This window comes from Streptomyces sp. I05A-00742 (genome assembly GCF_013055795.1).
In the GTDB taxonomy this organism is placed as follows: Bacteria; Actinomycetota; Actinomycetes; order Streptomycetales; family Streptomycetaceae; genus Streptomyces.
On record NZ_JABETO010000017.1, the window covers coordinates 19,943 to 44,179 of the forward strand.

Sequence of the window (24,237 nt, forward strand, 5' to 3'; positions counted from 1 at the left end):
CACCGCGCCGCGGCTCGGCGTACGCTCGGAGCGTCGGAGCCAGGGGTCCCATGGATCAACAGCTCGGACACCCGTACCAGAAAAGATCATTACGCAGCGCACTCCGGGGTCGGTGAAATTCCGAACCGGCGGTTACAGTCCGCGACCCGGCCGCAGCCAGCGGCCGGTTGACCAGGTGAAATTCCTGGACCGACGGTTAAAGTCCGGATGGGAGGCAGTGCGCGGCGGGCAGGCACCGGCATTCTCGCCGTGGCCGTGCGGCCGCTCTTTCCCCAAAGGGTTCCGCATCGGGCACACGGCGGTCCCGGCGCCGTCGTCCCCGCTTTTTGTCGTTCTCACGACAGCCCCGGAGTCCACGCCCGAAGAGGCAGGAGGACCCCGGTGGCCACCGCGACCGAAGCAGACGCGATGCGACGCGCCATCGCGCTCGCCGCTCGCGCCCTCGGTTCCACGAGCCCCAACCCCGTCGTCGGCTGCGTCCTCCTCGACGCCGCCGGCCGGGTCGCCGGCGAGGGGTGGCACCGGCGCGCCGGAGCCCCGCACGCCGAGGTGGAGGCGCTGCGCGCCGCCGCGGCGGCCGGTCATGACGTCCGGGGCGGTACCGCCGTCGTCACCCTCGAACCCTGCAACCACACCGGGCGCACGGGCCCCTGCGCCCAGGCGCTCGTCGCGGCCGGCGTCGCCCGGGTCGTCTACGCCGTCGCCGACCCCACCCCGGTGGCGACCGGCGGCGCGGCCACCCTCTCGGCGGCCGGCGTGGACACCGAGGGCGGCCTCCTGGCCGACGAGGCCGCGGCCGGCAACACCGCCTGGCTCACCGCGGTCCTGCGCGGCCGCCCCTTCGTGCGGTGGAAGTACGCCGCGACCCTCGACGGCCGCAGCGCCGCCGCCGACGGCACCAGCCGCTGGATCACCTCGCCCGAGTCCCGCGCCGACGTGCACCGGCTGCGCGCCGAGGCCGACGCCGTCGTCGTCGGCTCCGGCACCCTGCGCGCCGACGACCCGCACCTCGCCGTCCGCGGCCTCCCGGAGGACCGCGCCGTCACCCAGCCGCTGCGCGTCGTCGTCGACACCCACGCCACCGTCCGCCCGGACGCCCGGGTCCTGGACGACGCGGCACCGACCCTGATCGCCGTCGGCAAGGACGCCGACACCGGGCACCTGCCCGGGGTGGACGTCGCCCGGCTGCCGTCCGCCGGCACCGGCCTCGACGTCGACGCGCTGCTCGCCGAGCTGTACGGCCGGGGCGTGCGCTCCGTCCTGCTGGAGGGCGGCCCCCGGCTCGCCGGTGCCTTCCTGGCCGCCGGCGCCGTGGACCGCGTCGTCGCCTACCTCGCCCCGGCGCTGCTCGGCGCCGGGCCCGCCGCCCTCGGGGACGCCGGCATCGGCACCATCGACCGGGCCCTGCGCCTGGACGTGACCGACGTCGCCCGCCTCGGCCCCGATCTGCGCGTCACCGCCGCTCCCCTCGCCACCGCTCCAGAGGAGAACTGACAAGTGTTCACCGGAATCGTCGAAGAACTGGGCGAGGTCGTCGCCGTGGAACGCCGCGGCGACTCGGCCCGGTTCCGGCTGCGCGGCCCCCTCGTCACCGAGGACGCCGGGCACGGCGACTCGATCGCGGTCAACGGCGTCTGCCTGACCGTCGTCACCACCGCCGACGGCGAGTTCACCGCCGACGTCATGGCCGAGACCCTCGACCGCTCCAGCCTGGGCGCCCTCGACGCCGGCTCCCGCGTCAACCTCGAACGGCCGATGCAGCTCGGCGGGCGGCTCGGCGGCCACCTGGTCCAGGGCCATGTGGACGGCACCGGCACCATCACCGAGCGGATCCCCGGCGAACACTGGGAGACCGTACGCGTCTCCCTCCCCGCGGGCCTCGCCCGGTACGTCGTGGACAAGGGCTCCATCACCGTGGACGGCGTCAGCCTGACCGTGGTGGAGGCCGGTGACGACTGGTTCACCGTCAGCCTCATCCCCACCACGCTCCAACTGACCACCCTCGGCATCAAGAAGGTGGGCGACCCGGTCAACCTGGAGGTCGATGTGCTCGCCAAATACACCGAGCGGCTGCTCGGTCATGTCGCGGTCACGGAACGGCTCCTCGGGGACCGTGCGGGGTCGGGGGAGCGGGCATGAGCGCCGTCTCCTGGCTGGGCGACGAGGCGTTCACCGCCTTCGGCCAGCACGTCATCTGGTCCGACATGGTCGGCAACATCTCGGGGATCATCGCCCTCGCGCTCGGCTGGCGGCGCTCCATATGGACCTGGCCCGCCCAGTTCGTCGCCGGCCTCATCCTCGTCACCGCCTACGCCTCCGCGCACCTCGGCGGCGGCGTAGGCAAGCAGCTCCTCGTCATCGGCGTCGCCCTGTGGGGCTGGCGGCAGTGGCACCGGGGCCGGCGGGACGAGAGCGGCACCCTGACCGTCCGCTTCGCCACCTGGCGCGAACGGGCCGTCCTGCTCGGCGGCACGGCCGTGGGCACCCTCGCGGTCGGCGGGCTCTTCACCGCTGTGCCGGAGCTGTCCTGGAACCCCTGGCCGGACGCCTACATCTTCGTCGGCACCCTCGCGGCGATGGTCGCCCAGGCCCGCGGGCTCGTCGAATTCTGGTTCGCCTGGCTGCTGGTGGACGTCGTCGGCGTCCCGCTCGCCTTCTCCAGCGGACTGGCCTTCGCCGGCGCCGTCTACGTCCTCTACCTCGGCCTCGCGCTGTGGGGCATGCGGGACTGGTGGCTGAGCTCCCGTGCCGCCGCCCGCCCGGCACCGGCGCGGGAACCCGCCCTCTCCCGGGCCGCGTGACCCACCGCCGTCCCCACCCACCGACACATAACGGAGTGACCACATGACCGCCCCGCACAGCCGGCCCGCGACCGGGGCCCCCGCCCTCGACCCGGTCGAGCGCGCCATCGCCGACATCGCGGCCGGCCGGCCCGTCGTGGTGGTGGACGACGAGAGCCGGGAGAACGAGGGCGACCTCGTCGTCGCCGCCGAACTGGCCACCACCGAGACCGTCGCCTTCATGATGAGCGAGTGCCGCGGCCTGATCTGCATGCCGATGGAGGCCGAGGACATCGACCGCCTCGACCTGCCGCAGATGGTCGAGAAGAACACCGAGACCATGCGCACCGCCTTCACCGTCAGCGTCGACGCGTCCGCCGAGCACGGCGTCGGCACCGGCATCTCGGCCGCCGACCGGGCCACCACCATCCGGCTGCTGGCCTCCGCCGACAGCGTGCCCGGCGACTTCGTCCGGCCAGGACACGTCTTCCCGCTGCGCGCCCGGCCCGGCGGCGTCCTCGCCCGCCCGGGCCACACCGAGGCCGGCTGCGACCTCGCCCGGCTGGCCGGACTCCGCCCGGCCGCCGCGATCGTGGAGATCGCGGGGGAGGACGGCCGGATGCTGCGGCTGCCCGAACTGATCCCGTTCGCCCGGAAGCACGGCCTGTCGATCATCTCCATCGAGGACCTGATCAGCTACCTGCGCTCCGCCGAACCCACCGTCAAGCGGGAGGCCACCACCCGGCTGCCCACCGCCTTCGGCGAGTTCCGGGCGTACGGCTACCGCTCCGTCCGCGACGGCGTCGAGCATGTCGCCCTCGTCGCCGGCGACCTCGGCGACGGCGAGGAGGTCCTGGTCCGGGTGCACTCCGAGTGCCTGACCGGCGATGTCTTCGGCTCCCTGCGCTGCGACTGCGGCCCCCAGCTGGAGGCGTCCCTGGAACGGGTGGCCACCGAGGGCCGCGGCGTCGTCGTCTACCTCCGCGGCCACGAGGGCCGCGGCATCGGACTGCTGTCCAAACTGCGGGCCTACGAGCTCCAGGAGGCCGGCCACGACACGCTGGACGCCAACCTCGAACTCGGCCTCCCCGCCGACGCCCGCGACTACGCCGCCGGCGCGCAGATGCTCACCGACCTCGGCGTGCGCTCGGTCCGGCTGATGACCAACAACCCCGACAAGACCATCGCCCTGGAGCGGCACGGCCTGAAGATCACCGGCCGGGAGCCGATGCCCGTGGCGGCGGGCGAGCACAATCTGCGGTACCTGCGCACCAAGCGGGACCGGATGGGGCACGACCTGCCCTGGCTGGACGACAACCAGGTCTCCCCCTGCGACAACCAGTAGCACCACCGGAACAGCGATCCATCGAGGAGTGACGTGAGCGGCAAGGGCGCCCCCCAGCTGAGTGTGAAGAACTGTCGTGACCTGCGCGTGGCCGTCATCGCCGCCCAGTGGCACGAGAAGGTCATGGACGGCCTGGTCGACGGCGCCCTGCGCGCCCTGCACGACCTCGGCATCGACGAGCCGACGCTGCTGCGCGTCCCCGGCAGCTGGGAACTGCCGGTCGCCGCCAAGGTGCTCGCCGGCCGCGGCTACGACGCGATCGTCGCCCTCGGCGTCGTCATCCGCGGCGGCACGCCGCACTTCGACTACGTGTGCCAGGGCGTCACCCAGGGCCTCACCCAGGTGTCCACCGACACCGGCGTCCCCGTCGGTTTCGGCGTCCTCACCTGTGACGACGAGGAACAGGCCCTGGACCGGGCCGGACTGGAGGGCTCGGCCGAGGACAAGGGCCACGAGGCGGTCACCGCGGCCGTCGCCACGGCGGTGATCCTGCGCTCGGTGTCCGAGCCCTGGCACTGAGCGGGGGAGCGGACCCCGTAGGGTAGGACCACCATGGACAGGAAGACGTTCGAGGAGCTCTTCGCCGAGCTCCAGCAGAAGGCCGCAGGCGACCCCGCCACCTCCCGCACCGCGGAACTGGTGGGCAAGGGTGTCCATGCCATCGGCAAGAAGGTCGTCGAAGAGGCGGCCGAGGTGTGGATGGCCGCCGAGTACGAGGGCGCCGACGCGACCGCCGAGGAGATCTCCCAGCTCCTCTACCACCTCCAGGTGATGATGGTCGCCCGCGGCATCTCGCTCGACGACGTCTACGCCCACCTCTGATCCCCCCTGTATCCGATACCCCCACCCCTCTTGCACGAAGGAACCGCCCTCATGCTGCGCATCGCCGTCCCCAACAAGGGTTCTCTCTCCGAGCCTGCGTCGGAGATGCTCCATGAGGCCGGTTACCGGCAGCGCAAGGACCGCAGGGAACTCGTCCTCGTCGACGCCGCCAACGAGGTCGAGTTCTTCTTCCTCCGCCCCCGGGACATCGCCGTCTACGTCGGCTCCGGCAAGCTCGACATCGGCATCACCGGCCGCGACCTGCTGCTGGACTCCGGCTCCCGGGCCGAGGAGATCATGCAGCTCGGCTTCGCCGGCTCGACGTTCCGCTACGCCACCCGGCCGGGCACCGCCGAGGACGTCTCCGAGTTCGGCGGCATGACCATCGCCACCTCCTTCGCCGGCCTGGTCACCAAGCACCTCGCCGACCACGGGGTGGACGCCGACGTCGTCCACCTGGACGGCGCCGTCGAGACCGCCATCCAGCTCGGCGTGGCCCAGGTCATCGCCGACGTCGTCGAGACCGGCACCACACTGCGGAACGCCGGCCTGGAGATCATCGGCGAGCCGATCCTGGAGTCCGAGGCCGTCGTCATCCGCCGCGCCGGCGCACCGGCCGACGACCCCAAGGTCCAGCAGTTCCTCCGCCGGATGCAGGGCGTCCTCGTCGCCCGGCGCTACGTGATGATGGACTACGACATCCGGGTCGAGCACGTCGAGCGCGCCGTCGCGCTCACCCCCGGCCTGGAGTCGCCGACCGTCTCGCCCCTGCACCACGAGGGCTGGGTCGCCGTCCGCTCGATGGTCCCCGCCAAGGACGCCCAGCGGATCATGGACGAGCTGTACGACCTCGGCGCGCGCGCCATCCTCACCACCGGCATCCACGCCTGCCGGCTCTGACCCCGGCGAACCCGCGCACCGCCCCCGAAGGAACGCACCGACGTGACCAGCTCAGCAGCGCCCGAAACCTCCGGGATCACCCTTCCGGCCGTCTACCGCCCCACCCTGACCAGGGTGGTGCTGCTGGGCATCGGGTTCGCCCTGCTCGCCGCGCTCACCATGATGTCGTTCCTGCTGGACTCGTTCTCCGGGGGCGACCGGGCCACCTTCATCGGCACCGGGCTGCTGGGCCTGGGCGTCCTCGCCCTGCTCAGCCGCCCCAAGGTGGTCGCCGCGCCCGAGGGCGTCACCGTGGTGAACCTCACGACTGTCCGCCGGCTGGCCTGGGCCGAGATCGTCCGGGTCAACCTCCGCCCCGGCGACTCCTGGGTCCACCTCGACCTCGCGGACGGAACCTCCCTGCCCGCCATGGGAATCCAGACCGGCATGGCCCGGGAGCAGGCCATCGCCCAGGCCCGCGCCCTCAGCGCGCTTGTCGCCGAACGCGGCACCGGACGCTCCACGACCTGAGGGCGGTGGGCCGCCCCCGTCCGGGATTCCTTGATTACTCTGGTGCCACGGGCACCCACCTGCCCCGTCCCGCACACACGGCCGCTCAGCACGGGCCCGCGGGACACCTGCGAACCGAGGAGTGATCCCCTCCGGGATGGACGGACCGTCCTGTAGTACCTGCGCCGCCCCCCATCGTGAGGCGGCGCCATGAGTATCACCGTTTCGCTGCTGCTCCTGGCGGCGGCCCTGCTCCTGATCCTCGCGAACGGCTTCTTCGTCGCCGCCGAATTCGGCCTGGTGACCGTCGGGAGGCCCGAGGCCGAGCGGGCCGCGGCGAGCGGCGACCACCGCGCCCGGACCGTCGTCGAGGCCCTGCGCGAACTCTCCTTCCAGCTCTCCGGCACCCAACTGGGCATCACCATCACCTCCTTGGTGGTCGGCATGCTCGCCGAGCCCGCCCTCGGACGGCTGCTCACCGGGGTCTTCGGCGCGGCCGGGCTGCCCGCGGGCGCCGCGCCCGGCGTGGCCGTGGTGACCGGCATGCTCGTGGCCTCCGCCGTGCAGATGGTCATCGGCGAACTGGTCCCCAAGAACTGGGCGGTCTCCCGGCCGCTCCAGGTCGCGCGCTTCGTGGCCCGTCCGCAGAGCGCCTTCTCCCACTTCTTCCGGCCCGTCATCACCCTGCTGAACACGGTCGCCAACCGGCTGGTCCGGGCCCTGGGAGTGGAGCCCGCCGAGGAGCTGGCCTCCGCCCGCACCCCGGGCGAGCTCGTCTCGCTCGCCCGGCACTCGGCCCGGGCCGGCGCCCTGGAACAGGACACCGCCGACCTCTTCGTACGGACCCTCTCCCTGGGGGAGCTGACCGCCCAGCATGTGATGACACCCCGGGTCAAGGTCAGCGCACTCCAGGCGGGCGCCACTGCCGAGGACGTCCTCAACCTCACCCGGGCCACCGGCCTGTCGCGCTTCCCCGTCTACCGCGAGCGGCTGGACGAGGTCGTCGGCATGGTCCACCTCAAGGACGCCCTGGCCGTCCCCGGCGAGGAGCGTCTGCGCACCCCGGTCACCCGGATCGCCGTCGCCCCCCTGCTCGTCCCGCAGAGCCTGCCGGTGCAGCCGCTGCTGGAGCAGCTGCGCAATGAGCAGCCGATAGCCGTCGTCGTCGACGAGTACGGCGGCACGGCCGGGGTGGTCACCCTGGAGGACATCGTCGAGGAACTCGTCGGCGAGGTCCGCGACGAGCACGACCACGTGGACGCCGGCCGCCCCGACCTGGCCGCCGTCGCCTGCGAGGACGGACGTCCGGCGTGGGACGCGGACGGCAGCTGCCGCGTCGACGCCCTGCACCGCGTCGGGCTCGACGCGCCCGAGGGTCCTTACGAGACCGTCGCCGGGCTCGTCGCCGACCTGCTCGGACGCATCCCCGTACCCGGCGACACCGCCGAACTCCCCGGCGGGTGGCGGCTCTCCGTGCGCCGTGTCGCGCACCACCGCGCCGAGCGGGTCCGTTTCGTCCGCGCCGCGACGGTGAAGGGGGATGTGCGATGAGCGTGCTGCAACTCGTCTTCGCCCTCGTGCTGGTCCTGGCCAACGGCTTCTTCGTGGGGGCCGAGTTCGCCCTGGTCTCGGTGCGCCGCAGCCAGATCGAACCGCGCGCCGCCGAGGGGTCCAAGCAGGCCCGTACCGTCCTGACCGGACTGGAGAACCTGCCGCAGATGATGGCGGCGGCCCAGTTCGGCATCACCGTCTGCTCCCTGACGCTCGGCGCGGTCGCCGAGCCGACCGTGGCGCAGTTGCTGGAGCCGGTGTTCCACGCGGTGGGGCTGCCCGAGGGGCTGATCCATCCGCTGGGGTACGTCATCGCGCTGGCCCTGGTGGTCTTCCTCCATCTCGTCATCGGCGAGATGGTGCCCAAGAACCTCGCGATGTCCGCCCCCGACCGGGCGGCCCTCTGGCTGGGCCCCGGCCTGGTCGCCTTCGCCCGGCTGTGCCGGCCGGTGACCCGGATGCTCGGCGCCTGCGCGCACGGGGTGCTGCGGCTGTTCCGGGTCGAGCCCAAGGACGAGGTCGAGGCGGTGTTCACCAGTGAGCAGCTGACCCATCTCGTCGAGGACTCCCGGCAGGCGGGGCTGCTCGCGCCGGCCGAGCAGGAGCGTCTTGAGGACGCCCTGGAGCTGGGCAGCCGTCCCGTCACGGATGTCCTCCTCGACCCGGCCGCGCTGGTCACCGTGGCGCCCTCCGTCACTCCGCGGGAGGTCGAGGAGCTCACCGTGCGGACCGGGTATTCCCGCTTTCCGGTGTGTGCGCCCGGTGGGGCCTTCATGGGGTACGTCCACGTCAAGGATGTGCTGGATCTGGAGGACCGGGAGCGGCCCGTGCCGCAGCATGTCTGGCGGCGGGTGGAGACGCTGCGGGCCGAGCTGCCGCTCGACGATGCGCTGACGGTGATGCGGCGGGCTGCTTCGCATGTGGCGGCTGTTGCTGATGCGTCGGGGAAGGTGTTGGGGTTGGTGGCGTTGGAGGATGTGCTGGAGATGTTGGTGGGGGAGGTGCGGGATCCTGCGCATCGGGTCAGTGGGCCGGTGACGGTGGCTGCGGCGCGGGTCCCGCTGGAGCGGGAGGTTGTTTCGGGGTAGGGGTGCCCCGGTCCCTCCCCCAGAGGGGGCACCCCCATTTCACCGTTTCTGCGGGGAGGGCCCCGCGACCCCCTTGAAACCGCGCTGCGCGCGGTTGTCCTCAAACGCCGGACGGGCTGAACAGCCCGTCCGGCGTTTGAGGACGCGCGCCGCAGGCGCGCTCGGCTGCCTACCTCTCCGGCCCTCGGCCGGACAACACTTCCCCATACGCCTGCATCAGATCCGGCAACCGCAACGTCGCCAGATCATCCCGCGAGGGCACCCCCGCGTACCCGGACAGCCGAAGATCCCGGTACGCGCAGCTCTTCTCGTACAGGGTGCGGAGGAAGCGCCCGTTCCCCAGTTCGTCGATCCAGCCCTGGGAGACGACGTGGGTGCTGATGGAGCGGAGTTCGTCGAGGGCCTCGTCGTCCCAGGAGTCGCCGTTCTCGCCGGCGAGGACCTCGCCGATGGCGGTGAGCTCGGGGGGCCGGTAGCTGGGGAAGTCGACGCGGGTGGTGAAGCGGGAGCCGAGGCCGGGGTTGGCGGCGAGGAGGCGGTCCATGCCCTCGGGGTAGCCGGCGAGGATGACGACGAGGCGGTCGCGGTTGTCCTCGGCGCGCTTGAGGAGCACTTGGAGGGCCTCGTCGCCGTAGGCGTCGCCCTTGCTGTAGCCGGAGTTGGAGAGGCTGTAGGCCTCGTCGACGAAGAGGACCCCGCCGAGGGCGGAGTCGATCAGTTCGTTGGCCTTGACGGCGGTCTGGCCGAGGAACTCGCCGACCAGATCGGCCCGCTGGGCCTCGACCAGGTGGTCGCCGCCGAGCAGGCCGAGGGCGTAGAAGACGCGGCCGAGGATACGGGCCACGGTGGTCTTGCCGGTGCCGGAGGGGCCGGAGAAGACGAAGTGGCGTTTGGGGGGCTGGACGGGGAGGCCCTGGCCGGCGCGGAGCCGGGCCATGTGCAGTTGTGCGGAGAGCGCCCGGACCTGCCGTTTGACCGGGTCCAGGCCCACCATGCGCTCCAGTTCGGCGAGCGCCTCGGCGAGCAGGGCGGGGTCGGAGGGGCCGGGTACGGGCGGTGCGGAGGGCTGGGCGGGGACGCGGGCCTTCGCGCGGGCTCCGCCGGCGGGCGAGGGAGGCGGGCCCGCGGGGGCCGGGACCGTGCCGGTGAGGACGTCGCCGGCCAGTGCCTCCGGGTCCCCGGCGGTGGCGTCCGGCGGCTCCTGGCCGGGACCGCCCAGGGGGAGGGGCGGGGTCAGGTCCGGGTGCTCGTCGAGCCCGTCGCCGGCGGAGATGGCGGTCAGCCGGGCGGAGGTGTCCATGAAGGTGGGGTCCACCCGGTGCACGGCGCGGTAGAGGGGCAGCGCGGCGGCGCTGCGGCCGGTGCCCTCGTGGGCGCGGGCCAGCCAGTAGCGGAGCTCCTTGCGCTGCGGCTGCTCGCTGCGGCAGCGCATCAGCGCGGTGGCGAGCAGCGGCTCCGCCTGCCCGTACATCTCCAGGCGCACCCGTGCCATGCCGCCGAACAGCCCGGCCTCGATGCCCAGCAGGGGGTCGCCGAGTAAGGGTTCGGTGTGCCGGACGAGTTGTTCCCAGTCCTTGACCAGGTAGGCGCGGCAGGCGTGCAGGAAGCGCACCTGTGGGTCGGTGTCGATCGGCGGACACTCGGCGAGCGCCCGGTCCAGTTCGGGCACATGGCGGCCGTCGAGCCAGTGGGAGGCGTGGGCGAGCAGCAGGTCACGGCCGGTCTCCAGCACCGGCTGTACCCACCAGCCCAGCCAGTACCAGGAGTTGAGGGGGCGTCGGTGACGGGCGCGCTGCTGGCCGAACCGCTCGCGGTGCCGGTACATGCGCAGCAGCGCGGTGGAGGTGTCGGCGCGCAGGGCGTGCAGCCCCAGCCAGGCGTCGGCCATCCCCGGATCGATGCGCACCGCCGTCCGGAACTCCTCCTCCGCCTGGGCGTAGGCGCCCATCGTGCAGGCGTCCACACCGCGCAGCCAGGCGAGATCTGCCGGGGCGGGCGGGCCCTGTGTGCCGAAGTCCATCGCATCCCCCACAAACCCTGCCCCCGTGCTGTGCCGCCGGGCGGATGCCCGGTCGCATCGTTCGAACCATTGTTCTGTGGGCGGGAGTTGACCAGTGTTGCCGGCGCCCGCCGACGGCGGCGCGCCGCTTCGCATCGTACCCGCGCGGTCGGCGTCGGCCGTAGGGTGCCGTACCGACCGTCGCGCCCGCCGGGGGCGGCGCCGGGTGCCGTCGGCGCACTCCGTGAGCCGGTTACCGTGGGTGATAGGTGCTGGCCGGTGCAGTGGGACGAAAGGTGCATAACCGTTGGTTGCGGGCAGTACGAAGCCCCCGGTCACGGGGGAACAACCGGGGGCTTCGCGTTCTTCGGGCGACCACGAAGGGCCGCTTCTTGAGAACGTAAGTCCTGTAAGGCCCCGGGGTCAAGCCGAGTTGAGGCGGTCCGCGGGTATCGGACACACGTAGCCCCCCACCCCCGGGGCGTTATGACTACACAGCGTAGGGAAGGGCGGGGTTCAGCCGGTTTCGTGAGGTCCCGGCAGCAACTCGTACCCCACAGTGCTCTGGCGTACCAGGAGTTCGGCATAGGGGCGCGTGGGGTCCGCAGTGAAATGCGCGCGCTCGGCCCGCATCCAGCCGGCCCAGAATTCGGCCTGGTCCGTACCGTCGCGGAGTTGACCCCTGTCCCAGGAGTCACTGCGGTTCAACTCCATCCACAGGAGGCACGCGAGATGGGGGCGCAGGGCGCGGCGCCCCGCGCCCACCCCCTCCAGGAGGACCACCGGCGCGGGAGGCAGGACGCGCTCGGCGCCGGCGAAGCGGCGGGCCGTCCAGTCGTAGGCCCGGTAGCGGGCGGACTCCCCGCGGGCGAGCGGAGCGAGGATCCCCTCGCGGAGGCGCTCCGTCCAGGCGAACAACTCTTCGTGCGTCGCGAGGTCGTCCAGGTGCAGCACCGGTGTGCCGCCGCCCAGGGTCGCGGCCAGCCGCTCGGTGAACGTGGTCTTCCCCGAACCCGCGTGGCCGTCGACGGCGACCAGCCGGACGGGCCCGAGGGACGGCGGCAGCGCGGGAAGCCGGCGGGCGAGGGCGGGGAGGGCGTCCGCGCCGGGGCGGAAGAGGTCGTGCACGCGGCCAGCCTAGGCGGCCCGGCACCTCCGCGGCACGGCGCGCACCTGTCCCGCCCGCCGCCGCACCGGCCCGGCGGCCCTGACGCGCCGTACGTCGCGTCACTGGCCCCCGGCCCCGCGCGCGGGGATAGTGGTCGGTCCGGACCGCGCTGCCGAACGGGAGAAGCCCATGTCCAGCAGACCCGCTCCCCGTCCCCTCCCCCCAGCCCGCCGCACCGTGCTCACCGCGGCCCTCGCCGTCACGGCCGCCGCCTCGCTCGCGCGGGCGGGCACCGCCCTGGCGGCCGTGCCGGAGGGCGGTGCCCGCCGCTCCTCCGGGACGGTCGACCACCACTCCTGGACCTCGCTCGCCGACTGGCGCGGCGGCACCGCCGACGGCACCGCCGCCCTCGGCGGACACCGGCCGGGGCTGGTCGTCGACCGGCCGGCGGGCACCCGCGAGTACACCGACCCGCACACCGGGACCACGGCCCGCTGGGAGTACGCCACCTGGGTCTCCCCGGTCCACACCCTGTCCGCCCCGGCCACCGAGATCATCGTCTCCTGGAACGCGCACACCCCGCCCGGCACCTGGATCCAGGCCGAGGTGCGCGCCGCCTACACCGACCGCACGCACACCCCCTGGTACGTCATGGGCCGCTGGACCTCCGGCGACGCGGCCGGCGACATCCGGCGCACCTCCGTCGACGGACAGAAGGACGGCCGGAGCGCCGTCTCCACCGACACCCTCGCCGTCGAACCGGCGAGCGGGGCGCGGTTCGTCTCGTACACCCTGCGCCTGACCCTCTTCCGGCGGCCGGGCGGCGGACGCACCCCCACCGTCTGGCGGCTCGGGGCGATGGGGTCCGACATCCCCGACCGCTTCACGGTGCCCGCCTCGAAGCCGGGGGAGGGCGCGGGCCACCGGCTGGCGGTGCCCCGCTACTCGCAGGAGATCCACAAGGGGCAGTACCCGGAGTACGACAACGGCGGCGAGGCGTGGTGCAGTCCGACCTCCTCGCAGATGGCTGTGGAGTACTGGGGCCGTAAGCCGAGCGCCGCCGACCTCGCCTGGGTGGACCCCTCCTACGCCGATCCGCAGGTCTGCCACGCCGCCCGCTTCACCTACGACCACGCGTACAAGGGCTGCGGCAACTGGCCGTTCAACGCGGCCTACGCGGCGACCTACCGCGACCTGGAGTCCGTGGTCACCCGCCTGCGGACGCTGAACGACGCCGAGCGGCTGATCCGGGCGGGCATCCCCGTCATCACCTCCCAGTCCTTCCTCTCCTCCGAGCTGGACGGGGCGGGCTACGGCACCGCGGGGCACCTGATGTGCGTGGCCGGCTTCACCCGGAGCGGGGACGTGGTCGCCCACGATCCGGCGGCTCCGTCGAACGCCGCCGTGCAACGGGTGTACAAGCGCCGCCAGTTCGAGAACATCTGGCTGCGGACCAAGCGGCACGACGCACAAGGGCGGGTCAAGAGCGGCTCCGGCGGCGTGTGTTACCTCTACTTCCCGCTGAAGCCGTCGGCGCAGCAACGCAAGGCGCTGCGGCAAGTGGGGGTGATGTGACAGAGGTTGGTCCAGTTGTTATCCACAACAGTGACACAGTCGCACGGTTGTGTGTATAAGCTGTGGCCGCACCGAGGCCAGGGCCGATCGCCTCCGGTCGCGGTGGTTCCGTCGTGTGTGCGCCCACAGGTGCGCCGCGGGCAGGGGTTCCTTCCCTGTGCCGTGCCCGGCGGCCCCTCGATCCGGTTCCGGTGTGCACCTCCACCTGCCCGTGCGCGATTGTCATGGCAATGCCAATGGTTGCTCGCGGGCGTTGTGACACCGCACGTGAACCGTTCGGCAGACGATCGCACGGCAGGGGGCGCACGGGATGCAGCGTCGGATATTCGGCCGGTCCGCGAAGCGGGCGGGGCCGGCCGACCCCGCGGCGGCGGAGCTCGACGGGCATCCCGCACGCGACGACCGTCCCCTGCGCGCCGCCATGGACGACGCGGCGATGGGCCGCTGGGAAGGCCCCCGCGACCTGCTCGCCGCCACCGGCCACGACTGGGACCGGCGGATCTTCCGGCTCCAGGTGCTCGCCCGCGCCGGGGTGAACCTCCGCTTCGCCGAGACCTGGGCCCGGGCCGAACCCGGCGCCGCCGACGCCCTGGCCACCCTGGCGCACATCCGGGCGCTGCGGTCGGTGATCGCCGGCCGGGAGGCGGGCCGGGGGCTGATGGAAGAGGCGTGGGAGACCTGCCTGGCCACCGCTGAGGCTGCTCCCGCGGACCCCTCGCCTTGGGTGGTCCTGCTCGCCCTGGTGCGCGTCCACGCCCCCGACCGCGATCTGCTGCGGCAGGTGTGGACCGAGGCGACCGCCCGCGACCCGTACAACCGCGAGGCCCACCACGAGGTCCTCACCTTCCTCTTCGACCGGAACCACGGCTCCGGCGGCGAGATGTTCCACTGGGCTCTGGAACGGGCCCAGACCGCCCCCGCCGGCCTGCCCCTGGCGGTGCTCCCGCTGGTGGCCCTCGCCGAGTCCTACCGGCAGCGCAGGGAGGACACCGACGGGGCGTACGGCCTGACGATCCACCCCTGGAACGACTGTCCCCATATCGACCGGGTCCTGGAGGGGTGGTGGCGACACCGCTCCCCGCGCCCGCACGCCCAGTTCGCGGACGACGCCAACTACCTCGCGCACGCCCTCGGCTTCGCCGGCCGGCACGCCGAGGCGCACGAGGTGTTCACCGCGATCGGCCCGTACGCCTGCGATGCGCCCTGGTCGTACTGCGGGGATCCGCGTGAGCTGTTCCTGCGGTACCGCACCTGGGCGGCCCGGGCCGCCGCCGGCCGGCCGCCCCGCCCGGGCTGAACTCCGGCCCGTCCCCCGCCGATTCCCGGGTTCCCCCACCCTCCCGGCGTCCAGATCCGTCCCGTCCCCGACCCAGCACCACGGTTTCCCCCACCGCTCCCCTCCGGCCCTTCGAACCGAGGAAGAGGTTTCCGTGCCACTCGAAGTTCCCGGCGTCTCCGGCGTCCCCGGCGCCTCCGGCGTTTCCGACGAAGAACGTCTCGCCCAGCTCGGCTACCGCCAGACCCTGGCCCGCAGCATGAGTGGGTTCGCCAATTTCGCCGTCTCGTTCACCATCATCTCCGTGCTGTCCGGCTGTATGACCATGTACGGCTACGGGATGACGACCGGCGGCCCTGCCATGATCACTTGGGGGTGGGTCGGGGTCGGCCTGATGACCCTGATCGTGGGTCTGGCCATGGCCGAGGTGTGCTCCTCGTACCCGACCAGCGCGGGACTCTACTTCTGGGCCCACCGGATGGCCCCGGAGCGCAGCCGGGCGGCGTGGGCGTGGTTCACCGGCTGGTTCAACGTCCTCGGCCAGATCGCGGTGACGGCGGGCGTCGACTTCGGTGCCGCCTCGTTCCTCAACGCCTACCTCGACCTCCAGTTCGACTTCGCGGCCACCCCGGGCCACACCATCACCCTGTTCGGGATCATCCTGCTGCTGCACGCCGCGCTGAACACCTTCGGCGTGCGGATCGTCGCCGTGCTCAACAGCGTCAGCGTCTGGTGGCACGTCGTCGGCGTGCTCGTCATCGTCGGCGCGCTGGCGTTCGTCCCCGACCACCACCAGTCGGCCTCGGCCGTCTTCGGCGAGTTCGTCAACGGCACCGGCTGGAACTCCGGCTTCTACGTGGGGCTGCTGTCCCTGCTCATGGCGCAGTACACCTTCACCGGCTACGACGCCTCCGCCCATATGACCGAGGAGACCAACGACGCCTCGACGGCCGGGCCCCGGGGCATCGTCCGCTCCATCTGGCTCTCGTGGATCGCCGGGTTCGTGCTGCTGGTCGGCATGACCTTCGCCATCCAGAGCTACAGCGGCGCCCTCGACTCCACCACCGGCGTCCCCCCGGCACAGATCCTCATGGACGCGCTCGGCGCGAGCGGCGGCAAGGCCCTGCTGCTCGTCATCATCGCCGCCCAGCTGTTCTGCGGGATGGCGTCCGTCACCGCCAACTCCCGGATGATCTACGCCTTCTCGCGCGACGGCGCCCTGCCGTTCTCCCGCGTCTGGCACCGCATCAACCCGTCGACCCGCACCCCGACCAACGCCGTGTGGCTCGCGGCCGGGGGAGCGTTCGTCCTCGGTCTGCCGTACCTGATCAACCAGACCGCCTACGCGGCCGTCACCAGCATCGCCACCATCGGCCTGTACATCGCCTACGTCATCCCGACCTTCCTGCGGCTGCGGCTCGGCGAGCGCTTCGAGCGGGGACCGTGGCACCTGGGCCGCTGGTCACGGCCGATCGGCGTGGTGGCGGTCGGCTGGGTGGCGGTGATCACGGTGCTGTTTATGCTGCCGCAGGTCAGCCCGGTCACCCTGGAGACCTTCAACTACGCGCCGATCGCGGTCGCCGCGGTGCTCGGCTTCGCCGGCGTGTGGTGGCTGGTCTCGGCCCGCCGGTGGTTCCTCAACCCGGACCACCCCAAGAACGCCGTCGCGCACACCGAGCCCCTGGCGCGGCCGGGCGTCGTGCGGCCGTAGCCCGCGCCCCGGCCACCCGGCCCGCGGCGGGGGCAAACCTCCCGTCCGCACCAGACGTACGACAGGGGCCGCACCCCCGGCGGTCAACGCCCGGGGCGGTCCCTGCCGCACGTCCGCGCGCCCTCGCGAACCGGGACGCGCCCCTTGCGCAGGGAGCGGCGGTCCATGATCATTTGCTGTAGTCGGCAATGATGTGATCAATAATGCGAGAGCTGGTCCCGATCCGTACGGGCCGGGGGACGGAGGGACGCGCGCCGCCGGAAGGCGCACCGCGCGCAGGCGAGAGCACTCATACGGCAGACAGAGACGCATCTCACGCGAACGAGTGGTTTTGAACCGCAATGAACCGCAGACCTGCTGGAGTCGAAGGGGAAGCGGCGGACGCATGCGGACCGTCCATTTCCGCTTGCTTCTACCATTCGAACGAACGATCAGTAGCCTCTGCTCAGACCCCTCAACACCCCTGCGATGAGCTGGAGAGACAGAGTGATGGAGCGTCCTTGCCGGGCCCCTTCGGGCATCGACCTGTCCGTGCCGAGCGTGTCCCGCATCTACGACTACTACCTGGGCGGCTCGCACAACTTCGAGGTCGACCGGGAGGCCGGGCGGCGCGCCATCGAGGCGTTCCCGGGCATGCCGAAGATCATGCAGGCCAACCGCGCGTTCCTGCGGCGCGCCGTGCGCCACGCGGCCGGCCGGGGTGTGCGCCAGTTCCTCGACATCGGCTCGGGCATCCCCACCTTCGGCAGCGTCCACGAGGTGGCGCAGGCCGCCGACCCCGAGGCGCGGGTCGTCTACGTGGACCATGACCCGGTCGCCGTCGCGCACAGCCGCAACGTCCTCGCGCGCAACGACCGGGCGGGGGTGCTCCCGGCCGACCTGCGCTCCCCGGACGCCATTCTGGGCAGCCCCGAGGTCAGCCGCCTGCTCGACCTGGAGCGGCCCGTCGCCCTCCTCCTCGTCGCCGTCCTGCACTTCGTCCCGGACGGGGACGACCCCTGGGCCGCGGTGGCCCGGCTGCGGGACGCGCTCGCGCCCGGCAGCCTCCTGATCCTCAGTCATGCCACGACCGAGGGCGGGCCGATGAAACCCGAGGAGGGGGAGAAGGTGGAGAGCGTCTACCGCACCATCGGCTCACCGCTGTACAGCCGTTCCCGCCACGACGTGGCGCGGTTCTTCGACGGCTTCGCCCTGGTCGAGCCCGGGCTGGTGCCGATGCCGACCTGGCGCCCGGAGCCCCAGGAGCCGGCGGCCGACGGCCCGGGGGACCTGGGCCCGGAGGGTACGGACCGCGACGCCGATCCCGTCTTCACAGCGGGGTTCGCCGGAGTGGCCGGCGTGGGGCGCAAGCCGTGACCGGCACGTCGAACGGCCGCACCCTGCACGGCACCGCCGAGCCGTTCCCGTACCCCCTCCCGTACGCCACCGACGACAGCGCGGTGCAGGACGAGCGGCTGCGGCGGTTCGCCGCGCTCTGGAGCCGGGCGGTCCACCCGGCCGCGTCCACCCCGCTGACCCGGTCCGAGTTCGAGCGCTACCTGGTGCCACTGGCCGCCCGGCTCCGCGACGCGCTGCACGCCCAGCCCTTCGACCCGGCCCCCGGCACCGAGGTCGGCGCGGCCCTGGTCCGCGGCCACTGCACCGATCCCGGCACGCTGCCCCTGATCCTCGGCGCCGTCGACGCCTACCTCGTGCTCTACTGCCCACCGGACGGCGCCGTCCCCACCGACGAGTGCCGGGCCCGCTCCACCCGCCTCCAGCACGCCCTCGCCGCCGGCTTCGCCGACGCGCTGCGCGAACGCACCCTCGCCGAGCAGGAAGCCATCTCCCGCGCCGCCCTCGCCGCCCGCGCCGAGACCGAACAGGCCCTGCACACCAGCGAGGAGCGGTTCCGCGCCGTCTTCGAGGGAGCCGCCATCGGCGTCGGCATCGCCGATGTCGACGGGCACATCACCGACGTCAACGACGCCCTCAGCCGGATGTTCGGCAGCCTCGACCGCCCCGTGGCCGGCCGCAACGTCGGGGAGCTCGTCCACCCCGACGACGCGCCCGAGGTCTGGGGCCTGTACGCCGAGCTCGTCCGCGGCGACCGCGACCACTACCGCGTCCAGAAGCCCTACTACCGCGGCGACGGCAGCGTGCTCTGGACCGATCTGACGGTCTCCCTGCTGCGCGACGCCGCCGGCCGCCCCCAGTACCAGCTGGCGCTGATGGAGGACATCACCGAACGCCGCGAGCTGCACGAGCGGTTGCGCCACCAGGCCACCCACGACGACCTCACCGGCCTGCCCAACCGCACCCTCTTCTTCGAACGCCTCGACCGCACCCTGGAACCCGGCGGCGCCCTGGCGTCCGACAGCCACTTCGGCCTCTGCTACCTCGACATCGACGGCTTCAAGGCCGTCAACGACAGCCTCGGCCACGCCGTCGGCGACCAGCTCCTCGTCGCCGTCGCCGACCGGCTGCGCGGCTGCGCCACGGGCCCCGACGAGCTCGTGGCCCGCCTGGGGGGCGACGAGTTCGTCGCCCTCACCACCGGACCCACGGCCCAGAGCGACGTCACCGCGCTCGCCCGCCGGATGCTCACGGCCCTCGCCGACCCCGTCCACCTCGACGGCCGCGACCTGTCCGTCCGCGCCAGCATCGGCATCGTCGACGGCCGCGCCGGCGAGGCGGACGCCGCCGAGGTGCTGCGCAGCGCCGACATCACCATGTACCGGGCCAAGGCCGCCGGCGGCAACCGCTACGAGCTGGCCGACGCCGACTCCGACGCCCGCGCCATCGCCCGGCACGACCTCACCAACTGCCTGCCCGGCGCCCTGGAGAACGGCGAGTTCTTCATCGAGTACCAGCCGCTGGTCCGCCTCGCCGACGGCACCGTGCGCGGCGCCGAGGCGCTCGTCCGCTGGCTGCACCCGGTCCACGGGGTGCTCGGCCCGGACCAGTTCATCCCGCTCGCCGAGAGCACCGGGCTGATCGTCCCGCTGGGCCGCTGGGTGCTGGAGGAGGCGGCCCGCCAGGCCCGCGCCTGGCGCAACGACGGCCGCTGCCGGGTGCCCCTGCGCGTCAACGTCAACCTCTCGCCGTCCCAGCTGCGCTACCCGGCGCTGGTCGCCGAGACCATCGCCGTCCTCGACAACGCCGGCCTCGACCCCTCCGCGCTCTGCCTGGAGGTCACCGAGAACGCCCTCATCGGCGCCGACGAGGAGCAGCTGCGCCCGCTGCGCCAACTCGCCGACCTGGGCGTGGACATCGCCCTCGACGACTTCGGCACCGGCTACTCCAACCTCTCCTACCTGCGCCGGCTGCCCGTCAGCACGCTCAAGCTCGACCGCTCCTTCACCCGCGGTATGCAGTGCACACCCGCCGACCCGGTCGATCTGAAGATCGTCGAGGGCATCGTCTCCCTCGCCCACACCCTGGACCTCTCGGTGACGGTCGAGGGCGTCGAGACCGGAACGCAGGCGGACCACCTGCGGATACTGGGCTGTGAGACGGCCCAGGGCTGGTACTACGCCCGGCCCGGCCCGCCGGAGCGGCTGCACACCCTCTCGCTGGCGGACGCGGCGTCCTGACGCCGGGCGCACCGGGCCCCGGCGCGGGACTCACCCCGCGTCCGGGCCCAGGAGCCGCGCCTCCGCGTCCGTCAGCAGCCGGGACCGGATGAGGAAGCGCACCCCCTCCGGCGCCTCCAGCGAGAAGCCGCTGCCGCGCCCCGGCACCACGTCCACCGTGAGGTGGGTGTGGCGCCAGCGCTCGAACTGGTCCGCCGACATCCAGAACCCGACCGGCTCGTCCACCCCCTCGACGGCCAGGTCGGCGAGCAGCACGTCACTGCCGCCGGTGCGGAACTCGCCGCGCGGGTAGCACATGGGCGAACTGCCGTCGCAGCAGCCGCCGGACTGGTGGAACATCAGCGGTCCGTGCCTCCGCCCGAGCAGCCGGACCAGGTCGGCCGCCGCCGGGGTGAGGGCGACACGGGACGGACCGGCGCGCGATACGCCGTCGGTGGTGGCCCCGCGGGGCGGGCCGTTCCTCATCGGGGCCGTCCGGGGTCGTGCCGGTGTGAGCGGGTCCGTCGCACGGGTGCCCTCCTCGATGTCGTTCCGGGTGGCTGTCGTACCGGATGGCCCAGCCTGCCCCCGCGGCGGCCCTGAGCGCCAGACGCGGAACGGCCACGGGCCGCCGGGGACGGGCGTCCCGTCCGGCACACGGGTTCCGGCGCACCGGTTGCGGCACGTCGGCTCCGGCGCACCGGTTCCGGCACACCGCTTCAGGACGCCGCAAGTACGCCGAACACGACGGGATTCCGCCGGATCCGGACAGGTCCGCCGTGTTCCCGTCAAGGATCCGCACGGTTCGCTCGAATGGACGCGAAGGAAGCCGTCCGTTCACCCATCGTTTCCCTGGTGTTCTGTGACCGCCACAGCCACAGAGGGAGGAAGAAGCCGTGGAATCCGTGCGTGACCTCGCCGCCCACCTGGGGCTCGACCTGTTCGCGGTGTGCCTGCTGACCTTCGCGATCTACCATCCGCGACACCGGCGGCGCGATCTGGTCCCCGCCTATCTCGCCCTGAACGTCGCCCTGTTCTCGGTCGTGGCGGCGCTCGCCGAGGTGGGTGCCAAGGGCGGGACCGCGCTCGGCTTCGGCCTCTTCGGCGTGCTGTCCATCATCAGACTCCGGTCCGACGCGGTGCAGCACGAAGAGGTCGCCTACTACTTCAGCACCCTCGTTCTCGGCCTGCTCTGCGGTCTGCCGCACCTCGGCCTGGGCTACGCCGCCGTGCTGAGCGCCGTCCTGCTGCTGGTGGTCTACGTCGCCGACCACCCGCGGCTCTTCGCCCGCTCCCGCCGCAGCGTCGTCACGCTCGACGCCGTGCACACCGACCCCGCCGCCCTCCGCGCCGACCTCGCCCGGCGCCTCGGCGAACCGCTGCACTGGACGGTCACCGAGATCGACTTCGTCCGGGACCTCATGGTCGTCGACGTCCGCTACCGCGAGTTCCGGCCCGGTGCCGCGGAACCGGCCCCGGCCGCACGGCAGTCGGTGCGCGGCGCGCACGCCTGGGAGACCGTGTGAGCACCGTCGTCCCGGCCGCCGTCCCCCCGGGCCCGCCGGCGCCGCACCCCCTGGAACGCACCGTAGGCACCGCCCGTCCCGTCTCCCTGGCCGAGGTCAACGAACGCTCCGGGCTGCTCACCCGCTTCGACCGCAGCTACCTGGTCCCCACCCGCGTCTTCGCCGAGCTCGTCACCCTGCTCACCGCCCCGCACCGCCCCGGCGGCCCGTACCGCGTCCTCACCATCGACGGCCTGCGGGCCTTCCGCTACCACTCCGTCTACTACGACACCCCCGGCCTGCGCTCCTTCCACGAGCACCGGCAGGGCAGGCGGCTGCGCTTCAAGATCCGCGAGCGGGTCTACCAGGACAGCGGGGAGCGGCAGTTCGAGATCAAGCTCAAGGGAGCGCGCGGCGACACCGTCAAGCACCGCCGTCCCCTGACCGGCCACGACACCCCGCTCGACCCGCCGTACCGCGCCCACCTCGCCGCCACCCTGCGCGCGTCCTACGGCATCGACGCCCCGGACGACCTCACGCCCTCGCTGAGCACCGACTACCTGCGCGCCACCCTGGTCGCCGACGGCGAACGCATCACCTGCGACGCGGGCCTCGTCTGCGCGGACCTGCGCACGGGCGCGACGGTCCGGTGCTCCGACGGCCTCGTCCTCGTCGAGACCAAGAGCGCCGGCCACCTCACCGACGCCGACCGCGTGCTGCACGCCCACGGGGTGCGGCCCGCCGTCTTCACCAAGTACTGCGGCGCCCTCGCGGCCCTGCGCCCCGCACTGCCCGGCAACCGCTGGAGACGGGCCGCCGCCCTGGCCTTCCCGACCGCCGCGCGGGGGCTGATCGGGGCGCCCGACGGTGGTAGGAAGTCCCCATGACGTCAGACGACATCAGTACCGAGGAGATGCTGCGGGCCAACGAGCGGAACTGGGACGCCCGTACGCCCGTCCACGCCGCGAGCGCGTTCTACGGACTGGACGGCTCCCGGACCGCCGAGGACTGGTTCGCCCCCTTCGAATGGGACGATCTCGGCGAGCTGGGAGGCCGCGACGTCCTGCACCTCCAGTGCCACCTCGGCACCGAGACCCACGCGTTCGCCGACCGGGGCGCCGCGCACACCGTCGGCCTGGACTTCTCCGCGGCCGCCGTCGAACGGGCCCGGACGCTGGCGGCGGAGCGCGGACGCGCCGTCGAGTTCGTCCGGGCCGACGTCCACCGGGCCGTGGAGGCGCTCGGCGGGCGGCGGTTCGACGTCGTCTACACCGGGAAGGGGGCGCTGTGCTACCTCCCCGACCTGACGGCCTGGGCCGACGTGGTCCGACGGCTGCTGCGCCCGGGCGGGATCCTCTACCTGGTGGAGTTCCATCCGCTGCTCAACGCCCTGGGACCGGTTCCGGCCCCCGGGGCCGAGGAGCTGCTGCTCCGCCACGACTACCTGGAGGGCCGGGGTCCGGTCCGCCGCGACAACCCCCGGACGTACACGGACGGCCCGCCGCTCCGGGAGGCCGTGACCAGTTACGAGTGGCGGCACGGGCTCGGGGCGACGGTCGGTGCCGTCATCGGCGCCGGGCTGGACGTCGAAGTGCTGCGCGAGACCGACCTGTTGCCCTGGCCGCGGCTGGACACCATGGTCCGGGACCCGAGCGGCTGGTGGCGGCTGCCGGACGCGGAACCCCGGGTGCCGCACATGTTCGCGCTGCGGGCGAGGCTCCGCGGCCCCGGGCACGGCGGCTCATGAGTCGTCGGACTCGTCCGACTCCTCGCCGCTCCCCGACGTCTCGGCCGTCTCGGCCTTCTCGGCCGGCTGCTTCGGGGGCGCGGGCTTCGACGGCTTCACCGGATCGGCGGGCGCGCGGCCCGTGCCCGTCAGGTACGCGGACACCACCACGTTGGCGGTGTACTCGTGGCGCTCGCGGTCGTACTCGCCGCCGCAGGTGACCAGGCGCAGTTCGGCGCGCTTGGGGTCCCGGGGGCCGTACGCCTTGTTCGCGTCGAAGTTGTCCCTGGGGACCACCGCGACGTCCTCGACGGTGAACTCGGCCGTGGTGCCGTCCTTCCGGACGACGTTGACCTTCAGGCCGGGCCTGGCGGTGCTGAGTTCGTAGAACACGCCCCGCGAGGTCTTGGTGTCCACGTGGCCGACGAGCACGGCGGCTCCGGCGGTGCCGGGTTCCGGTCCGTCCTTGTACCAGGCCACGGTGTTGGGCCGGTCGTACGGGGGGGCCTCGACCCCGCCCTGGGGGTCGAGGCCGTGCCCCTCGACGGGGGCCCGCAGACCCATGGACCTGATGGTCAGGGTCTGGGGGCCGGCCCCCGGCAGCGGTGAGTGCGCCGGGGGCAGGCCATGCGCGGGAGGGCGGCTGGAGGGTTTGACGTCACCGGTCACCGGAGCCGTGGATATCGGCTCCTCGGCGATGTCATGGCCCCATAGCCACAGGGCCAGCAGAAGTGCTACCCAGGCCGCCCCTGTCAGCAGGCGGCCGAAACCACCTGTGCGCTTTTCTGACATGATTCCGATCCGCTTC

Annotated in this window: 22 protein-coding genes and 1 riboswitch; of the genes, 18 read left to right on the forward strand and 4 right to left on the reverse strand. The window is 72.9% G+C overall.

Translation table 11 applies throughout. From position 1 onward, the window contains the following. The first annotated feature begins 94 nt into the window (after positions 1-94). Positions 95-225: riboswitch (FMN riboswitch) on the forward strand. Between the two features lie 156 nt (positions 226-381). From ribD to HN013_RS17805, 10 genes are all read left to right on the forward strand, one after another. After that, on the forward strand, positions 382-1,494 hold the full coding sequence (gene ribD, locus HN013_RS17760; protein ID WP_171167292.1) for a bifunctional diaminohydroxyphosphoribosylaminopyrimidine deaminase/5-amino-6-(5-phosphoribosylamino)uracil reductase RibD: 1,113 nt from the start codon (positions 382-384) through the stop codon (positions 1,492-1,494). A gap of 3 nt (positions 1,495-1,497) precedes the next feature. Further along, complete coding sequence (locus tag HN013_RS17765; RefSeq protein ID WP_171167294.1) at positions 1,498-2,139, forward strand: riboflavin synthase; 642 nt, start codon at positions 1,498-1,500, stop codon at positions 2,137-2,139. Next, the gene (gene pnuC / locus HN013_RS17770; protein WP_171167296.1) at positions 2,136-2,801 is read left to right on the forward strand and encodes a nicotinamide riboside transporter PnuC; all 666 of its coding nucleotides are present in this window, start codon (positions 2,136-2,138) and stop codon (positions 2,799-2,801) included. Before HN013_RS17765 ends, pnuC begins: the two co-directional genes overlap by 4 nt. 43 nt (positions 2,802-2,844) lie before the next feature. Then, positions 2,845-4,125, forward strand: coding sequence for a bifunctional 3,4-dihydroxy-2-butanone-4-phosphate synthase/GTP cyclohydrolase II (locus HN013_RS17775; protein WP_171167298.1), 1,281 nt, complete (start codon positions 2,845-2,847; stop codon positions 4,123-4,125). A 33-nt stretch (positions 4,126-4,158) separates the two neighbouring features. Then, the gene (gene ribH / locus HN013_RS17780; protein WP_171167299.1) at positions 4,159-4,644 is read left to right on the forward strand and encodes a 6,7-dimethyl-8-ribityllumazine synthase; all 486 of its coding nucleotides are present in this window, start codon (positions 4,159-4,161) and stop codon (positions 4,642-4,644) included. Between the two features lie 33 nt (positions 4,645-4,677). Then, complete coding sequence (locus HN013_RS17785; RefSeq protein ID WP_171167314.1) at positions 4,678-4,947, forward strand: phosphoribosyl-ATP diphosphatase; 270 nt, start codon at positions 4,678-4,680, stop codon at positions 4,945-4,947. A gap of 51 nt (positions 4,948-4,998) precedes the next feature. After that, complete coding sequence (gene hisG / locus HN013_RS17790) at positions 4,999-5,847, forward strand: ATP phosphoribosyltransferase (RefSeq protein ID WP_171167316.1); 849 nt, start codon at positions 4,999-5,001, stop codon at positions 5,845-5,847. 42 nt (positions 5,848-5,889) lie between these two features. Continuing rightward, positions 5,890-6,357: a PH domain-containing protein gene (locus tag HN013_RS17795; protein ID WP_171167318.1), complete on the forward strand. Its 468-nt coding sequence runs from the start codon at positions 5,890-5,892 to the stop codon at positions 6,355-6,357. A gap of 195 nt (positions 6,358-6,552) precedes the next feature. Then, positions 6,553-7,887 carry a hemolysin family protein gene (locus tag HN013_RS17800; RefSeq protein ID WP_171167446.1) on the forward strand — a complete coding sequence of 445 codons (1,335 nt, stop codon included), beginning with the start codon at positions 6,553-6,555 and terminating at the stop codon, positions 7,885-7,887. After that, complete coding sequence (locus HN013_RS17805; RefSeq protein ID WP_171167320.1) at positions 7,884-8,975, forward strand: hemolysin family protein; 1,092 nt, start codon at positions 7,884-7,886, stop codon at positions 8,973-8,975. Before HN013_RS17800 ends, HN013_RS17805 begins: the two co-directional genes overlap by 4 nt. A gap of 169 nt (positions 8,976-9,144) precedes the next feature. Here the strand turns inward: HN013_RS17805 and HN013_RS17810 are convergent, their stop codons facing one another. After that, positions 9,145-10,995 (reverse strand): AAA family ATPase, encoded by a 1,851-nt coding sequence (locus HN013_RS17810; RefSeq protein ID WP_171167322.1) that lies wholly within the window; start codon positions 10,993-10,995, stop codon positions 9,145-9,147. Positions 10,996-11,490: 495 nt separating this feature from the next. Next, positions 11,491-12,102: a uridine kinase gene (locus HN013_RS17815; RefSeq protein ID WP_171167324.1), complete on the reverse strand. Its 612-nt coding sequence runs from the start codon at positions 12,100-12,102 to the stop codon at positions 11,491-11,493. Between the two features lie 169 nt (positions 12,103-12,271). Between HN013_RS17815 and HN013_RS17820 the strand changes: the two genes are divergently transcribed. The 5 genes from HN013_RS17820 (at position 12,272) to HN013_RS17840 (ending at position 20,219) form a co-directional block, all read left to right on the forward strand. Beyond that, positions 12,272-13,657, forward strand: coding sequence for a peptidase C39 family protein (locus tag HN013_RS17820; protein ID WP_171167326.1), 1,386 nt, complete (start codon positions 12,272-12,274; stop codon positions 13,655-13,657). Positions 13,658-13,967: 310 nt separating this feature from the next. Next, complete coding sequence (locus HN013_RS17825; protein ID WP_171167327.1) at positions 13,968-14,954, forward strand: hypothetical protein; 987 nt, start codon at positions 13,968-13,970, stop codon at positions 14,952-14,954. A gap of 133 nt (positions 14,955-15,087) precedes the next feature. Beyond that, positions 15,088-16,644, forward strand: coding sequence for an amino acid permease (locus tag HN013_RS17830; protein WP_171167329.1), 1,557 nt, complete (start codon positions 15,088-15,090; stop codon positions 16,642-16,644). A gap of 489 nt (positions 16,645-17,133) precedes the next feature. Continuing rightward, positions 17,134-18,000, forward strand: coding sequence for an SAM-dependent methyltransferase (locus HN013_RS17835; RefSeq protein ID WP_171167448.1), 867 nt, complete (start codon positions 17,134-17,136; stop codon positions 17,998-18,000). Beyond that, on the forward strand, positions 17,997-20,219 hold the full coding sequence (locus HN013_RS17840) for a putative bifunctional diguanylate cyclase/phosphodiesterase (protein ID WP_398980090.1): 2,223 nt from the start codon (positions 17,997-17,999) through the stop codon (positions 20,217-20,219). Before HN013_RS17835 ends, HN013_RS17840 begins: the two co-directional genes overlap by 4 nt. Before the next feature lie 30 nt (positions 20,220-20,249). Here HN013_RS17840 and HN013_RS17845 read toward each other — a convergent pair whose 3' ends face one another. Then, positions 20,250-20,684, reverse strand: coding sequence for a DUF779 domain-containing protein (locus HN013_RS17845; RefSeq protein WP_171167331.1), 435 nt, complete (start codon positions 20,682-20,684; stop codon positions 20,250-20,252). 410 nt (positions 20,685-21,094) lie between these two features. Between HN013_RS17845 and HN013_RS17850 the strand changes: the two genes are divergently transcribed. From HN013_RS17850 to HN013_RS17860, 3 genes are read left to right on the forward strand one after another with little or no spacing between them, the layout of a single operon-like run. Beyond that, the gene (locus tag HN013_RS17850) at positions 21,095-21,724 is read left to right on the forward strand and encodes a DUF4956 domain-containing protein (protein WP_171167333.1); all 630 of its coding nucleotides are present in this window, start codon (positions 21,095-21,097) and stop codon (positions 21,722-21,724) included. Continuing rightward, complete coding sequence (locus HN013_RS17855; RefSeq protein WP_171167335.1) at positions 21,721-22,590, forward strand: polyphosphate polymerase domain-containing protein; 870 nt, start codon at positions 21,721-21,723, stop codon at positions 22,588-22,590. The genes HN013_RS17850 and HN013_RS17855 overlap by 4 nt, the downstream gene beginning before the upstream one ends. After that, entirely contained in the window at positions 22,587-23,450 is an 864-nt protein-coding gene (locus tag HN013_RS17860) for a class I SAM-dependent methyltransferase (protein WP_171167337.1), read from the forward strand. The genes HN013_RS17855 and HN013_RS17860 overlap by 4 nt, the downstream gene beginning before the upstream one ends. Here HN013_RS17860 and HN013_RS17865 read toward each other — a convergent pair. Further along, positions 23,445-24,221 carry a class F sortase gene (locus HN013_RS17865; RefSeq protein ID WP_171167339.1) on the reverse strand — a complete coding sequence of 259 codons (777 nt, stop codon included), beginning with the start codon at positions 24,219-24,221 and terminating at the stop codon, positions 23,445-23,447. The genes HN013_RS17860 and HN013_RS17865 overlap by 6 nt on opposite strands. Between the last annotated feature and the right edge of the window lie 16 nt (positions 24,222-24,237).